This window comes from Erythrobacter sp. SN6-5 (assembly GCF_057364945.1).
Genome location: NZ_CP200282.1, coordinates 608,677 through 622,906 on the forward strand (window position 1 = coordinate 608,677; position 14,230 = coordinate 622,906).

The 14,230-nt window shown below is 59.7% G+C and carries 15 protein-coding genes; 4 read left to right on the forward strand and 11 right to left on the reverse strand.

The window, feature by feature from the left end:
* Positions 1-2: 2 nt before the first annotated feature.
* Positions 3-947: an ABC transporter ATP-binding protein gene (locus tag AC0V6Z_RS02975; RefSeq protein WP_472639916.1), complete on the reverse strand. Its 945-nt coding sequence runs from the start codon at positions 945-947 to the stop codon at positions 3-5.
* Between the two features lie 107 nt (positions 948-1,054).
* On the opposite strand from AC0V6Z_RS02975, the gene AC0V6Z_RS02980 reads away from it, so the two are divergent.
* On the forward strand, positions 1,055-1,315 hold the full coding sequence (locus AC0V6Z_RS02980; RefSeq protein WP_472639917.1) for a zinc-finger domain-containing protein: 261 nt from the start codon (positions 1,055-1,057) through the stop codon (positions 1,313-1,315).
* A 135-nt stretch (positions 1,316-1,450) separates the two neighbouring features.
* The gene (locus tag AC0V6Z_RS02985; protein ID WP_472639918.1) at positions 1,451-1,885 is read left to right on the forward strand and encodes a hypothetical protein; all 435 of its coding nucleotides are present in this window, start codon (positions 1,451-1,453) and stop codon (positions 1,883-1,885) included.
* 8 nt (positions 1,886-1,893) lie between these two features.
* Here the strand turns inward: AC0V6Z_RS02985 and AC0V6Z_RS02990 are convergent, their stop codons facing one another.
* The 4 genes from AC0V6Z_RS02990 to AC0V6Z_RS03005 form a co-directional block, all read right to left on the reverse strand.
* On the reverse strand, positions 1,894-2,475 hold the full coding sequence (locus AC0V6Z_RS02990; protein ID WP_472639919.1) for a hypothetical protein: 582 nt from the start codon (positions 2,473-2,475) through the stop codon (positions 1,894-1,896).
* Positions 2,476-2,717: 242 nt separating this feature from the next.
* Positions 2,718-3,692 carry an NAD(P)H-dependent flavin oxidoreductase gene (locus AC0V6Z_RS02995; RefSeq protein WP_472639920.1) on the reverse strand — a complete coding sequence of 325 codons (975 nt, stop codon included), beginning with the start codon at positions 3,690-3,692 and terminating at the stop codon, positions 2,718-2,720.
* Between the two features lie 128 nt (positions 3,693-3,820).
* A complete protein-coding gene (locus tag AC0V6Z_RS03000) occupies positions 3,821-4,675 on the reverse strand; it encodes a DMT family transporter (protein ID WP_472639921.1) in 855 nt (284 codons plus the stop codon).
* A complete protein-coding gene (locus AC0V6Z_RS03005; protein WP_472639922.1) occupies positions 4,672-5,379 on the reverse strand; it encodes an endonuclease III domain-containing protein in 708 nt (235 codons plus the stop codon). The genes AC0V6Z_RS03000 and AC0V6Z_RS03005 overlap by 4 nt, the downstream gene beginning before the upstream one ends.
* Positions 5,380-5,503: 124 nt before the next feature.
* Here AC0V6Z_RS03005 and AC0V6Z_RS03010 point away from each other — a divergent pair, with 124 nt between their 5' ends.
* Positions 5,504-6,469: an oxidoreductase gene (locus tag AC0V6Z_RS03010; RefSeq protein ID WP_472639923.1), complete on the forward strand. Its 966-nt coding sequence runs from the start codon at positions 5,504-5,506 to the stop codon at positions 6,467-6,469.
* Here AC0V6Z_RS03010 and AC0V6Z_RS03015 read toward each other — a convergent pair.
* From AC0V6Z_RS03015 to AC0V6Z_RS03030, 4 genes are all read right to left on the reverse strand, one after another.
* On the reverse strand, positions 6,466-6,987 hold the full coding sequence (locus AC0V6Z_RS03015) for a metal-dependent hydrolase (RefSeq protein ID WP_472639924.1): 522 nt from the start codon (positions 6,985-6,987) through the stop codon (positions 6,466-6,468). The genes AC0V6Z_RS03010 and AC0V6Z_RS03015 overlap by 4 nt on opposite strands.
* Before the next feature lie 117 nt (positions 6,988-7,104).
* Positions 7,105-7,389 carry a GIY-YIG nuclease family protein gene (locus AC0V6Z_RS03020; protein WP_472639925.1) on the reverse strand — a complete coding sequence of 95 codons (285 nt, stop codon included), beginning with the start codon at positions 7,387-7,389 and terminating at the stop codon, positions 7,105-7,107.
* Between the two features lie 84 nt (positions 7,390-7,473).
* Positions 7,474-9,048 carry a glutamine-hydrolyzing GMP synthase gene (gene guaA / locus AC0V6Z_RS03025; protein ID WP_472639926.1) on the reverse strand — a complete coding sequence of 525 codons (1,575 nt, stop codon included), beginning with the start codon at positions 9,046-9,048 and terminating at the stop codon, positions 7,474-7,476.
* Positions 9,049-10,050: 1,002 nt separating this feature from the next.
* The gene (locus AC0V6Z_RS03030; protein ID WP_472639927.1) at positions 10,051-11,598 is read right to left on the reverse strand and encodes an AMP-binding protein; all 1,548 of its coding nucleotides are present in this window, start codon (positions 11,596-11,598) and stop codon (positions 10,051-10,053) included.
* A gap of 115 nt (positions 11,599-11,713) precedes the next feature.
* Here AC0V6Z_RS03030 and AC0V6Z_RS03035 point away from each other — a divergent pair, with 115 nt between their 5' ends.
* The gene (locus AC0V6Z_RS03035; protein ID WP_472639928.1) at positions 11,714-12,580 is read left to right on the forward strand and encodes a PIG-L family deacetylase; all 867 of its coding nucleotides are present in this window, start codon (positions 11,714-11,716) and stop codon (positions 12,578-12,580) included.
* Between the two features lie 32 nt (positions 12,581-12,612).
* On the opposite strand, the gene AC0V6Z_RS03040 is transcribed toward AC0V6Z_RS03035, so the two are convergent.
* Together AC0V6Z_RS03040 and AC0V6Z_RS03045 are read right to left on the reverse strand one after the other, a co-directional pair.
* On the reverse strand, positions 12,613-13,059 hold the full coding sequence (locus AC0V6Z_RS03040; RefSeq protein ID WP_472639929.1) for a MarR family winged helix-turn-helix transcriptional regulator: 447 nt from the start codon (positions 13,057-13,059) through the stop codon (positions 12,613-12,615).
* On the reverse strand, positions 13,056-14,186 hold the full coding sequence (locus AC0V6Z_RS03045; protein ID WP_472639930.1) for an Acg family FMN-binding oxidoreductase: 1,131 nt from the start codon (positions 14,184-14,186) through the stop codon (positions 13,056-13,058). Before AC0V6Z_RS03045 ends, AC0V6Z_RS03040 begins: the two co-directional genes overlap by 4 nt.
* Positions 14,187-14,230 lie beyond the last annotated feature (44 nt).

The following is a 14,230-nucleotide window of genomic DNA, read 5'->3' on the forward strand; positions in this document are numbered from 1 at the left end:
CCCTAGCTCGTGAGCTGGACGAACACATCCTCCAGGTCCGCCTCGCGCGTGGTCACATCCTCAATCGTCAGGCCCTGGCTTTGCAGAATCGCCAGCACCTGGCCTGCGTTGAGTTCGTCCTTGTCATAGGTCACCTCGACCCCGCGCTCACCCGCAAGCTCTACCTTGGTAAAGGCCTCATGCGAAGGCGCTTTGGTAAGGTCGGCATCCACTGTGACCGCGACGATTTTCTCGCGCGCCATATCCACCAGCTCACGCGTCGGCTTGTCCGCAATCAGCTCACCATGGTTGATGATCGCAATCCGGTCGCACAATTCCTCAGCCTCTTCTAGGTAGTGCGTGGTCAGCACGACCGTGACACCATCATCATTGAGCTGGGTGACCAGCTCCCACAATTGCCGCCTCAGCTCCACATCCACCCCGGCAGTCGGCTCGTCCAGCACCAGGATCGGCGGCGAATGTACCATGGCTTTTGCCACCAGCAGCCTCCGCTTCATCCCGCCGGACAATGTGCGGGCATAGGCATCACGCTTATCAGCGAGGCGGACAGCGGCGAGCAATTCCTCACTGCGCCGATCCGCGGCCGGAATACCGTAAAATCCGCCCTGGTTCTCCAGCACTTCATAGGGCGTAAAAAACGGGTCAAACACGATTTCCTGCGGGACAATGCCAATCGCGCGGCTGGCGTTGCGGCGCTGGCTATCAATGTCAAAGCCCCAGATGTTCACATTGCCGCCGGTCTTATTGACCAGCCCGGCAAGCGTGTTGATCAGCGTGGATTTGCCCGCGCCATTGGGGCCAAGCAGACCAAAGATCTGGCCTTGCGGCACATCAAAGCTCACATCATTGAGCGCGAGCTTGCCCTCTGCCTCGCCACCTTTCGCGCCCTTTGGCGCGGCATAGCGCTTGGTCAGATTCCGGATCGAAATTGCGGGCTCATTGCTCATGCGCCTCCCCATAAACGAGCGCCGTGCCTGCGCAAGGCCTGCGATACGTAGATAGCGCGCAAACGAACGATTGAATTTGCGCCACTTCGCGATTATCGCGCTTGGCCATGAATACCGCTCCACCAGAAGTGCTGATCGTTGAAACCCGCCGCGTGAGCTGTGACGGGGCCAGCGGCATTCGCGGCGGCAAGGACTATCGCCCTGCCGCATTGGGCCATCCGCGCATCTATCTGGAGATTGACGAGCACGGCTATGTCGATTGCGGCTATTGCGACCGGCGCTTTGTGCTGAAAGGCGGGCCAGCCGACGGCGTGGACCAGGCCAGCCTGCCTGATATTTCAGAAGGCGGCGATCCCGGCCACCGGTAATGGACCCAAAATGCCTGACGGGGCACGACCAAAACCAACCCCGCATGCCCAACCCACGCGTGCGAAGAGTCAGCCATCGTTCACCTGACACGCTTTATCTGCTATGGCTTAGGGTCTTAGCGTAGGAGAATGTTCATGGTTCGCTCGTCTAAATTTCTCGCCCTTGCCGCCGCCAGCCTGGCCGGTGCCGCTGCGCTTGGCACGCCCGCTGTGATGGCCAAAGACAAGCCCACTGGCGAAGAGAAACTGGAAAAGATGCTTGAAGGACGCGTCGCCGGTGAACCGGTGCGATGCATCCGTGAGAAGGCCAACCGCAGAATGCGTACGATCAATGACACGGCCTATGTCTATGGCAGTGGCAACACGATCTATGTTCAGCGCACACGCCGTCCGGAAAGCATTGATGATGATGATATTCTGGTGATCCGCAAGTTCGGCACATCACAGCTGTGCCGCCTGGATCAAATCACCACGGTTGATCGGTTCAGTGGTTTCTTCACCGGCGCGGTCTTCTTTGAGGATTTTGTCCCCTACACCCGTGCGGACAAGGCGGAAAACGCCGACAGTTAGGCATTTTCTTACGGAGCAGAGCAGGCGATCCTCTCTGGCACGTCAGTCTTATAGCGCTCTTCCAATGCATCGCGGTAAGCGCGCCTGCGTGGACGCAGTTCATCAATCGGCGGCATAGATGCAGCCAAGACATCATCCAGGTCTTGCCGGATGTTGGCCTGCGCCATTTGCGTGACTGATACCTTATACTGGCTGAGGACCTCTTCAGCCTCTGGTGCCCAATCACCATCGCTCTCACTCAGTAAAGCGGCCAGTTCCTCGCGGCGCCAGTGCGCCTCTTCGCTACGCTCGGTCGGGGTTAGCATCTCTTTATACAGCGCGCTTCGCTCGCTTGCCGACAGATCACGCGGTGCCGCAATGACCCGGCGCGGGTTGAGGGCAGCATTGGCAGCGGCGCTCGGCGAGCGATCCGGCAAGGTCAAACTGGCAGTAATCCCAGCGATACTTGCCGACTCTTCCACTATGGGTAGCCGATCTTCCATAAAATTGCGCACCCGCGCGGCGCCATGAACCTCTCCGAGAAGCCAGCTAAGAATGCAGGGTGCCGCCATCGCCAAAATCCAAAACTCAAGTGCGATAAATTCCTGCATGGGCAGTCCCTGACTGAGCGCCAGCATCTTAGCCGGTGCAGCGTTTTTCCAAGTTTTCGATCCCTCAGCAGGCCTTTTCCGGCGCGCTGTTCAACCTAACTACCCGAAAGGTCGCGCTGTTTTCATTCGGTTGACTACGAAGCGCGGCATTAAGCAGCCACAAACCATAGCTCACGCATCGCCGAAAATCGCCGCGTTATCTTAGTTTGCAAGTGGTTTTGCGCTCGCGTTAGGGGATGCCCTTAAGCCGACATTTGCCCATTCATGCGCGCCAGGATCGTTTCCGCTTCACTCATGATGCCATCGATCAATTCCTGGCAGGTCGGAATGTCATTGATCAGGCCAGCGACCATGCCGCAACTCCACGCGCCCTTATCCATGTCGCCTTCCATCATGATCGATGGATAAACGCCTGCGACCTCATCGATGATGTCCTCAAATTTGAGGTCATCGCCAAGCCGCTTTTCCTTCTCGATCAGGCGCTCAACCGCGGCATTGGTCATCACCCGCTCTGTGTTGCGCAGTGGGCGCATGACCAGCCGGGTATCGAGTTCGGATGCGGCAACAATCGCCTTCTTCACGTTTTCGTGAACGGGCGCCTCCTGCGTGGCAATAAAACGCGTGCCCATATTCATGCCTTGCGCGCCCATCGCCAGGCTGGCGACGAGTGAACGGCCATCAGCCATACCGCCAGAGGATACGAAGGGAATTTCCAGCTCATCGGCGGCGCGCGGCAACAGGATGAAGTTTGGAATATCATCTTCGCCTGGGTGCCCGCCGCATTCAAAACCATCGACGCTTACCGCATCACAGCCGATTTCTTGCGCCTTAAGGCTATGGCGCACGCTGGTGCATTTGTGGATCACCTTGATCCCGGCATCTTTCAGCGGGGGAAGCAATTCAGATGGGTTGCGGCCAGCGGTCTCCACCACTTTCACGCCGCCTTCGATCACGGCCTTCACAATCGCTGGATAGTCTGGCGGGGTCAGCGTCGGCAGGATGGTGATGTTCACGCCGAACGGCTTGTCCGTCATATCCTTGCAGCGGGCGATTTCATTCGCGAGGTCCGCTGGCGTCTTTTGCGTCAGGCCGGTGATAATCCCGAGGCCGCCCGCATTGGAAACAGCCGCTGCCATTTCAGCAAATCCGACATAATGCATCCCACCCTGAATAATCGGGTGCTGGATGCCAAACATTTCGGTGATTGCGGTTTTCATAAGCGTGATCCTCTCGCATTTGTATCTTGAACGCAGGGATTGCGAAGAATCGCGCCGCTTGCAAGCATGCTTTTGGGGAGGGCGTTGCTAAACGGAGCGCGCCGTAGCGTAAGGTGCGAGGCCCGCCGTCACCTTGCCGCCCGCGACGCATTCACCGTCAATGCAATGCCGCCCAATATCATCGCGCCGCCAATGACGGCGCCCATCGTCAGCGCCTCTGCCAGAAACAGCGCCCCGCCCAAGGCTGCGACCACAGGCGTTGCCAATTGCACGCTGGCGACCGTCGCCAGGGCGAGCTGAGGTGCAACCTTGTACCAAACCACATAGCCCAGCGCCGATGTGACCACGCCAGAGATTACCGCCAGCAATACGCCGTCCCAGCGCGGCATAGTGCCATCGAGCAAGAGCATGGGTGCGACGATAACGCTGGCGATCAGGAAATATCTGGCGGTGCTGCCTGTTGCTCCGCCCGGCGCGGTACCCGACCCGCGCCCGATCAGAGTGTATACGCCCCAGGCCATGCCTGCCCCCGCCATCAGCAGACCAGGCAGAAGGCCCGCCGCGCTGCGTCCCGCCTCCCAAGGCGCGAGCACATAGACCAATCCGCCCAGCGCCAGCATCAGGCCAAGCCAGCCACGCGCGATCAATCGCTCTCCGCGAACCACTCCGATGGTGATGATCGTTGCCTGGACAAAGCCGAACAGGATGAGTGCGCCGATCCCGGCACTCAAATGCAGATAGGCAAGCGAGAACCCGGCGACATAGGCCGCAAGCGCAAACGCCCCGGGCAGATCGCGATGCGATGGCCGCCCGCCCAAAAACGGCAAGAGAACCAAGGCTCCCGAAGCCAGGCGGATCGCAGAATACGCGCCTGCCTCTATCGCGCCGTCAGCCAAAGCGGCCCGCGCCAGCAGCGAATTGCCGGCAAAGGCAGCGACCGCGAGCGCGGCAAGCAATCCGGTCAACAGTGCGCCCGCCTTCATGGCCGCTCCGCCCGGCCCGTGTCGCAATATTCGCCCGCGGGGCATCCCTCACATGCGGCTTTGCGTGGGCGGCAATGCGTCTGTCCCAATTTCTTGAGCAGGAGGTGGTGCTCGTCCATGTCCTCTGCGCTCCATTCCGGTGGCACAATCGGCATCAGCGCATCATAGGTGCGCGCAGTATCCGCTTTGACCGGGACAATCCCCATGCGCTGCATGATCCGCCGGTGATGCCCGTCAATCACCATCGCTTTGCGATTGAAGGTGCTGGCATTCATCACCCCGGCGCTGTTCTTGCGCGCGACGCCGGGCAGCGTCTCCAGCCACGCCATCGCATCCTCGGTGGGCAGGTTGGAGAGGTGCCGCAGATCAACCGAGCCGCATTCTTCAATGATCGCATTCAAGCATTGTTTCAGCCGCTTTGCTGCCACGCTGGGGAAGGTCTGGCGCTGCAATCGCGCCTCCAGCTCCGCTTCATCTGCCTCGGCCACTGCCTCCCACGATCCATATTCCGCCAGCAAAGCGTCGGTCGATGCGTTGGAGGCCGCCGTCTTGGTCTGCGCGCCGATCACCCCGTGAACCAGCACCCAGACAGGATCGTGCCGCTTATCAGCCGGGCGACTGATCCGTCCGAATGACGCGATCAATCCCGTCTGCAAACGGCGCAGTGTTTCGGTGCGCGGATCAGAGCCGAGGTCGAGCTGCATATCCCTTCCTTAGCGTGAAAAGCGAGGCTGCATAGCGGGCTTAGATTTGCGACTCGCTGGCGCGCCTCATTCATGGCACGATGACACACCCCGCCCGATAAAGGTCGCATAGGAGAATTGCCCGATGACATCCGCCCAAGCCCCAATCGCCTCGCCCTTCGGATATCGTTCAACCGCGCGCGAAGTGGCGGACGGGATCGACCTGTCCGGCAAAGTGGTGGTGGTAACGGGCGGCTATTCCGGCCTTGGGACCGAAACCGTGCGGGCGCTCGTTGGCACTGGAGCGAAGGTGATTGTCGGCGCGCGCCGGGTGGAACAAGCCCGTGAGGTCTTAGCCGATATGCCCGGCGAGATCGCAATCCTAGAGCTTGATCTCTCTGCGCCCAGCTCAATCGACGCCTTTGCAATCGCGCTGGCCGAACGCACGGACCGCGTGGATATTCTGGTCAACAATGCCGCGATCATGGCATGCCCTCTGGCGCGCGATGAGCGCGGATATGAGGCGCAATTCGCGACCAACCACCTGGGCCATTTTCATATGACCGCACGCCTCTGGCCGCTGCTGAAGGCGGCGGGCAATGCCCGCGTTGTTGCGCTGTCATCGATCGGGCACCGCCTCAATGGGCTAGACCTGGAAGACCTCAATTTCGAACGGCGTGATTATGACAAATGGCTCGCCTATGGTCAGGCCAAGTCCGCCAATGCGCTGTTCGCGCTCCATCTCGACAGACTGGGCGAGCCGCATGGCGTGCGCGCCTTTGCCGTCCATCCCGGCGGGATCGCCACCCCGCTCCAGCGCCATTTAACGATGGAAGAACAGGTCGCCATGGGCTGGTATGACGAGGAAGGAAACGTGCACGAGGCGTTCAAATCCACCGAAGAAGGCGCCGCGACCAGCACTTGGTGTGCCGTCTCGCCGCTGCTTGAGGGGATGGGCGGCGTCTACTGCGAGGATTGCAATATTGGCGCGATGGCGAGCGAAGACACGCCGCGCGGCTCCGGCGTCTATCCGCATATTCGCGATGAGGCCTTGGCTGAGGCTTTGTGGGTCAAATCAGAAGAGCTGACCGGCGTTCAGTTCGCGGCCTAAGCGCGCGCCTTACGCCGGATGATCCAACCGCTCAGCGCCAAGGCAATACAAGGCAGCCAGATCCATCTAAGCTCTGACGCCAGCGTCACCACCCCGCGCACGGAGAAGAAATCCGCCCCAATGGGAGAGACGCGCACAGGCGTGTAAGGCGCAAAGATGCGGGCGTTGTCGAACGGCCACCACAATGCCGCGCCCAGCCCGCCGCTGGTCAGCGTGTCGAGCAGGCCGTGGCTGGCCATCGCAAAGGTCAGGAACGCCCAGGCACCCAAACTTCGCGCCTCTTTCCAGATCAGCGCGGTGGCGGCGGCGAACAATGCGGCAAAGGCGAGCGAATGCGTAGCGCCGCGGTGCCCCCATTCATGCGCATAATCGATCCCTAGGGGAAAACCGATGACATCGGCGTCAGGCAGGATCGCAAAGGCAGACCCGGCAATGGCAAGCTTTGGCGAAATGCGCCCGCGCCCCGTAGCAGCGGCAATGGCTAACGGAACAATGGCGTGGGTGAAGATGGTGGGCATTACAGAGTGGTACCTCTTGCTTTGCGCTTGTGCGATGGCAGCGGGCTGACCACCAAGGACCGCGGGAACAATCCGTTCGTCCTGAGCCTGTCGAAGGATGAACGTTGAGAGATCACTTCACGAACGCTTCGAGCGAGCAAGAACCGATATCTTTTCCCAATCCCCTTCAATCAACGCCTCTTTCTTTGCGCGCGACCACCCTTTGATCTGCCTCTCCGCCGCCAATGCTTCGTGCCTGGTTGGAAAGTTTTGGCTCCACACCAAGGTGACGGGCCTACGGTTTCGGGTGTATCCAGCGACCGAGCCTGATTGATGCTGAGCCATGCGCAATTCCAAATTGTCGGTATGACCGGCGTAATAACGGCCATCCGCGCATCGCAACATGTAAGCCCAGAATTCCATTTGCAAATTCTATGACATTTTCGTCCTTCGACAAGCTCAGGACGAACGGAAGAAGGGAAACGGTGGATCAATCCGCGTCGCGAATCACTCCCATTCAATCGTGCCCGGCGGTTTGCTGGTGTAATCATAGACCACGCGGTTGATGCCCTGCACTTCGTTGACGATGCGGGTTGCGCAGCCGGTTAGGAAGCTGGCGTCGAACGGATAGACATCCGCCGTCATGCCGTCGGTGCTGGTGACCGCGCGCAGGCCGCAGACATTGTCATAGGTGCGGTGGTCGCCCATCACGCCGACGGTTTTGACCGGCAGCAGAACGGCAAACGCCTGCCAGATGGCGTCGTACAATCCGGCATTCCGGATCTCTTCGAGATAGATCGCATCCGCCTTGCGCAGGATATCGCAGCGTTCTTTGTTTACTTCGCCCGGAATGCGGATCGCGAGGCCCGGACCGGGGAAGGGATGGCGGCCAACGAATTGCTCATCCAGGCCAAGTTCCCGGCCCAGCGCGCGCACTTCATCCTTGAACAGCTCTCGAAGCGGCTCGACCAGTTCCATCTTCATCCGCTCTGGCAGGCCGCCGACATTATGGTGGCTCTTGATCGTCACCGATGGCCCGCCGGTGAAAGAGACGGACTCAATCACATCGGGATAGAGCGTGCCCTGCGCGAGGAAATCGGCCCCGCCCAATTTGTTCGCCTCTTCCTCAAACACGGCGATAAACTCGCCGCCGATGAATTTGCGCTTCGCCTCTGGATCAGAGACACCGGACAGGCCCGCCATAAAGCGTTCCTCCGCGTCTACCACCACCAGCGGAATGTTGTAATGATCGCGGAACAAGCTCTCAACCTGCTCCCGCTCATTGAGGCGCAGCAAGCCATGATCAACGAACACGCAGGTTAGCTGATCACCGATTGCTTCGTGGATCAGGATCGCGGCAACAGAGCTATCGACCCCGCCGGATAGACCGCAAATCACCCGACCAGAGCCAACCTGCTCACGGATTTCGGCGATCTTTGTCTCGCGGTAAGCGGCCATGGTCCAATCGCCCGCCAGCCCGCAGACCTTATGCACGAAGTTCGCCAACAGCTTCCCGCCATCGGGCGTGTGGACGACCTCTGGGTGGAATTGCGTGCCGTAATATTGCCGCTGCTCATCGGCGATCACCGCAAAGGGTGCGCCGTCGCTGGTCGCGACAATCTCAAAGCCGGGGGCAAATTTGGTAACCTTGTCGCCGTGGCTCATCCACACTTGGTGGCGCTCGCCCTCGGCCCAAAGCCCGTCGAACAGAGCGCAAGATTTCGTCACGGTTAGGAACGCGCGGCCAAATTCGCCACCGTCTCCGGTCTCGTGGCCGGGCCGCACTTCGCCGCCCAGCTGGTGCGACATCACCTGCTGGCCATAACAAATGCCCAGGATCGGCACGCCGGCATCAAACAGCACCTGCGGCGCGCGCGGGGAACCCTCGTCCGGAACGCTGGCCGGTGATCCAGACAGAATAATGCCCTTCGGCTTCATCCGGTGAAAGGCTTCCTCCGCCAGAGTGAAGGGGGCAATCTCTGAGTAGACCCCGGCCTCGCGCACGCGGCGCGCAATCAACTGGGTCACTTGGCTGCCGAAATCGACGATTAGGATGGAATCGGGCGTATGGGTGTCTGACATGCGGGCCGGGTTAGGCAGCGGCTGCGGCCAAGTCCAGTGGTGCACGAGCGGCTTTGCGCAATCATGCGAAGCGTGCATCAATTATGTTGCAAAAAACGCAAAGACTTTGCGAATTTTGGCATTTGAGTTCGATTGCATGAAACACCATTTGTCTCTTGCAACAACGAACTGAGCCTCCTCTCCCGCTCTCTTCGTTGTCGCACCGGTGATGGCCAAGCTTCCCTCGCTGGCCATCACCAGCCTGCTTATCGTCCCCAGTCACGGGGCAAAGCGAGTCGGCGGACGCAGAGCCTGAGGCGCGAGCAATCGCGCAGCACGGCAGAAACGAACGTCGCCCGCCCGCCAGCGCCCTCCCCCGGGTGCATGATGCGGACCCTCCCTTCCCGTGCGAAGGGGGCGATAAGCCCAGCAGGCATAAGAGACGCGGTCGACTTGTCCTCCCTCAGGGCCTTCCCTCGGCCCCTCTGGCGGCCGCGTCTCGATTGCCTGCGATCTACATATCGAACGGGACGGTCTGAATTGTGCCGCTTACGCGGCGCGAAGCACCCTCTGCGCCTGACCATCTGCGAAATATGTGGTCGTGGATACGTAATGAACACACGGCAGTGTGTAACTTTATTGCGGTCCCTGCGAAACTATAGCCGACACCAAATTCAAGACTCATTCAAAGGAATTCAAAATGCGTATCATCTCTGAGAAAATTCTCGCCCTGACCGTTGCCCTCGCCGTAAGCGGCGCTTCGTTTCAGGCCATCCTCGTCTAAAAATCAAAAATAATTATTTATTTTATTCAATGACATAGACGATTAATTACGAAAAAGTAAAAAAGTTCGCGTTGGTCTGTAACGCAATCGGCAAACCCCGCGAACTCTCATATGCAAGCCCGAGAACAACCCCTCGGGTCGCACAATGCGCGGTCACTGGCTCACCCCCCTGACCCCCCTGAAGCTGGTGGCCGCGCCCCCTCTCATAAGAAAAGACGATCTGAGTGAACGAGCTCAGCCTATCCTGCGAGAGACTCTGCTTGCTCACGCAACTCCGTCTTCAGCAATTTACCAATGTGGCTGCGCGGCATTTCCGCAATCACATGCAATTGAGACAGCCGCTGGGTCTTGCCCAACCGCGCGTTCACCGCGCCGCAAATCTTGGCTGCATCGCGCGCCGCCTTATCCAGCACAACAAAGCCGACCGGCGTCTCACCCCATTGCTTTGATGCGATCCCAACCACGGCTGCCTCGACCACGTCTGCTTCTTTCTCCAACTCCGCCTCCAGATCGCTGGGGTAGATGTTAAAGCCGCCAGAGATGATCATATCTTTGGCGCGGCCGACCAGCTCGACAAAGCCTTCCGCATCAACCCGGCCAATATCGCCCATCCGCATCCAGGCCTCGCCGGTTGCGGGATCGGTCCATTGCGCCTCGGCGGTTTTGCCCGGCTGGTTCTTATAACCCGCCATCATGGTGTGCGAGCGCCCGATGAGGTTACCGGGTGTGCCAGCAGGCACAGGCTGATCCTCATCATCCAGCACTTTGAGCTCGCTGCCCGGGGCGGGCCGCCCAACCGTGTGCAGCTTGTCTGGGAATTCGTGACACGCCAGCAGGCACACGACCCCGCCTTCCGTCATCGAGTAAATCTCGATCAAGCCGCCCGGCATGCGGGAGAGCACCTCACGCTTCAGCTCAGCGGAGAAGGGCGCAGAGGTGCAATATTTGAGCGCGAGCGAAGTCAGATCAAAATCGTTAAACCGCGCAAAATCCATCAGCCGCTGATATTGCACCGGGACCAGCATGGTCACATTGGTGCGGTCAGATTGAGCATGGGTGAGCCAGCGCTCGCAATCAAACTTGCCCATGATGCGCACGGTCCCGCCTGCCAGCAGCGGCGGCAGGAACGCGACCATGGTGGTGTTGGAATAGAGCGGCGTGCTGGCGAGCGAACGAACCTCCAGCCCCGCCTCCAGATAAGAGACAGCGGTCGTGGCAAATTGCCGCCACCGCATTTGATGCGAATGAACGATCCCCTTGGGAATGCCAGTTGTCCCGCTGGAATAGATGATGTTGAAGGCATCTTTCGGATCCGGTTTAAACGCTGGGGCATCGGTGCCCACGGGCGCCATCCAACTGCCCACATCTTCGAGCGGCACGTGCTCAAGCTCTGGCAGGAACGCCGCGCCCAACTCATCTGCTTTCGCAGTGTCGATAAACAGATGCCGTGCACCGGAATCTTTCGCCATCCCTGCCAATTGCTCTGGCGATGCGCTGGTTGTGAGCGGCGCGGCGACCCCGCCTGCGCGCACGGCGGCCAGAAAGACCACAGCGTAATTGATGCAGGATGCGCCAAGGATCGCGACCGATTGCCCGCGCTCCAACCCCGTTTCCACCAGCCGCGCAGCAAGCCTTGCCGTAAGTTGGTCTAGCTCAGCCCAAGTAATCGAACTCTGCTCGTCAAGCAGAGCGAGCTTATCGGGCTGGATATCGGCCCATGCGCTGAGGATTTCGGGAAAGGAGCCATGGGGCTCCGTCAAACGGGCAAGCATTGTGTTGGTGATCATATCGGCAAACCTTAATGCCCCGCGCGCGCTGCGCAATGGTTCAAGATAGTAGCATAATCCGTTAAGGCTTGCCTGCAAGAGTGCACAAAACACCCGCGAAAGGCACCAAAGACCAATGGCACATCAATGGATTAATGCAGCGAAGGTTTGCCTCACCAGCGCGGCTCTTGCCTGTCTCACCGTGCCTGCTCTGGCGCAGGATGCGCCGCAGCAAGATCAAGCGAAGCAAAGGGGCGGCGAGCTAACGCGAGAGAACGCACCGCAAGGCCTGCGCCGTGTCAGCGGCCCGAGCATTCTCGTGATCCTCGCCCATCCAGATGATGAGGTGACCATCGCACCGATCCTTGCCCGGGCGGCCCGCGATGGGGCGGACATCAGCCTGGTTTTCGCAACCAGCGGCGATGCCGGGCCGGGCACCAGCAGCCTGGAACCCGGCGAAGAGCTGGCCCGCCTACGCGAAGGTGAAGCGCTATGCGCGGCATCTGCCTTGGGCCTTGAGGACCCGATATTCTGGGATTTGGGCGATGGCACATTGGCTGATCAACCGCGCGATCCCAACAGCGCATCGCGCCAAGCGCTCGCCAAGATTACCGTGATCGTCGCGCAAAAGCGCCCGCAAGTGATTATGACCTGGGGGCCGGATGGCGGGTATGGTCACGGCGACCACCGCATGATCAGCGCGGCTGTCACGCAGGTTGTGCAGGGAATGGAAGGGCGCCGACCAGACCTGCTCTATTCTGCCATTCCCGCCGGATCGCGCCCTGATCTGCCAGAATTTGAAGCCTGGGCCACCACGGCCCCCAACCTCGTGACCGACCGGCTGAGTTATCAGCCTCAAGATGTGGAAGCCGCCGCGAGCGCAATTGATTGCTATAAAAGCCAATTCAGCGAGGAAGCTCGCGCTGCACTTGCTCCGCTATTGCATCGCACGATCTGGCGAGGGTCAGTGCATTTCCGGCTCGCCTTTCCAGCGCAGCGATAGTCGCGGCGGCGACGGAATCGTCTAGCGGGATCCTAATTTCGCATCTGGTCCATAATCTCGCGCAGTTGCGTCAAGAGTGGGTGGATTTTCTCGAGCAATTCTGGCGGCACTTGAGCATTCGTATCCGCAATCGGAGCGGCCAATCCGGCGATGCATTGTTCGCGCATGGATCGTCCCTTGTCCGTGATGCTCACCCGTTTTCCGCGCCCATCGTCTGGGTTTGCCGTGATCTCGACCAATCCCGACCGCTCTAAACGAGACAAGGTGTTGCTCATGGTTGGGCGGCTGACCTGAAAATCCTCGGCCAATTGCGCGGGAGTGCGATATTCATGGCCCAAGCGGACAAAGTGATTGAGGATACCGAACTGCGCGATGCTCATGCTGCGCGGCAAGACCTGTGTGAAGGCATGGCTGGCCAGCTGATCAATGATCCCGATTTCGGTGAACACACCAAATGCAAGCTGGTCGGACGAGGTCATGCCAAACGGGTCTCCAACGGCCAGCGCGGTGCCGGGCCTGTCACTGGTCCATAGCCCACCCGCGCCAGCATCTGAACCCGCTCTGCCCCGCTTGCACCCAAAAGGCTGTGTACGCGGCGGTACATCGGCTGAACCTCGGCATATTCCTGTAAGCTCTGGCTCATCGGGTGCATGCCCAGGCTCAACGCGGTGGCCTGCAAATTCGCCCGAACATATTGGCGACCCGCCTCAAGTTGGTCGGCGCGCGAATTGCCTGGCGTTGTGATCCAGATCAACGCTGGGATAGAGCCATAGGTTCGGCGCATCATATCGAGCCCTTGCTGAAAGCCGGAGCTTTGCGGGTCGGCCAAGTCTGCGCGGGTCACGAAACCCGTCAGCTCACCAGCTTCGATCATCGGGCCGTGCAATTCGATCCCATCTGGATTTGCATCCACCTCTGCATGACCAATCCGCATCAGTTCGACGCTCTCCATATTGGCGGCGTGGGTCGTCATCTCGGTCTCAATGCCGGCAACGATCTCTGCACGTAGCTGATCAAGGAATGCGCTATCGTTGGAGAATGATCCGCCCGATGCGGTGATCGCTTCCAGATCTTTGCGCGCGACCTTCCGCCCTAAATCATATTCCTCTTTGTTGGAGCGGCGCCGAACGATTTGCGGGAACAACAGATCGCCTTGCGGCGCGGTGCTGGGCGCGAAAGTAAGACGCGCAATCGGGCGCGTGTCGAGCGCGCTTGGGCTATCGCCTTCGGGGAAAGGATCGATCGTCATCTCCACCCCGCGTTGGGCCGCGGCGATACGTGCGGTTTCCAGGAATGTCCCAAAACCGATGGTTATTTGGCGATCAAACGGATCGGTAATCGGCAGATCGCGTGACAGATCAGTGGTGATTATCGCTTCGTCTTCACCAATCAACTGGATCACCCACGGTTGGCGATTGTGCGGATTGGGCGCCAGGATCGCATGCCGGAACGCATCGAGCCTCACATCCTGCGGTGGAGTAGGATCGAGATCCCATGGGCCAAAGGCGGTTTGCGGCGTGCGCGTAACCCGCCAAGCCCCGCCTGCTGCCACCAATGCCATTCCGCCTAAACCTGCGGCCAAAATGCCTCTGCGCGAAACCGCCATCTCTCACCTCCAATATTTGATTAGATAGCTAACTATCTTAAGAT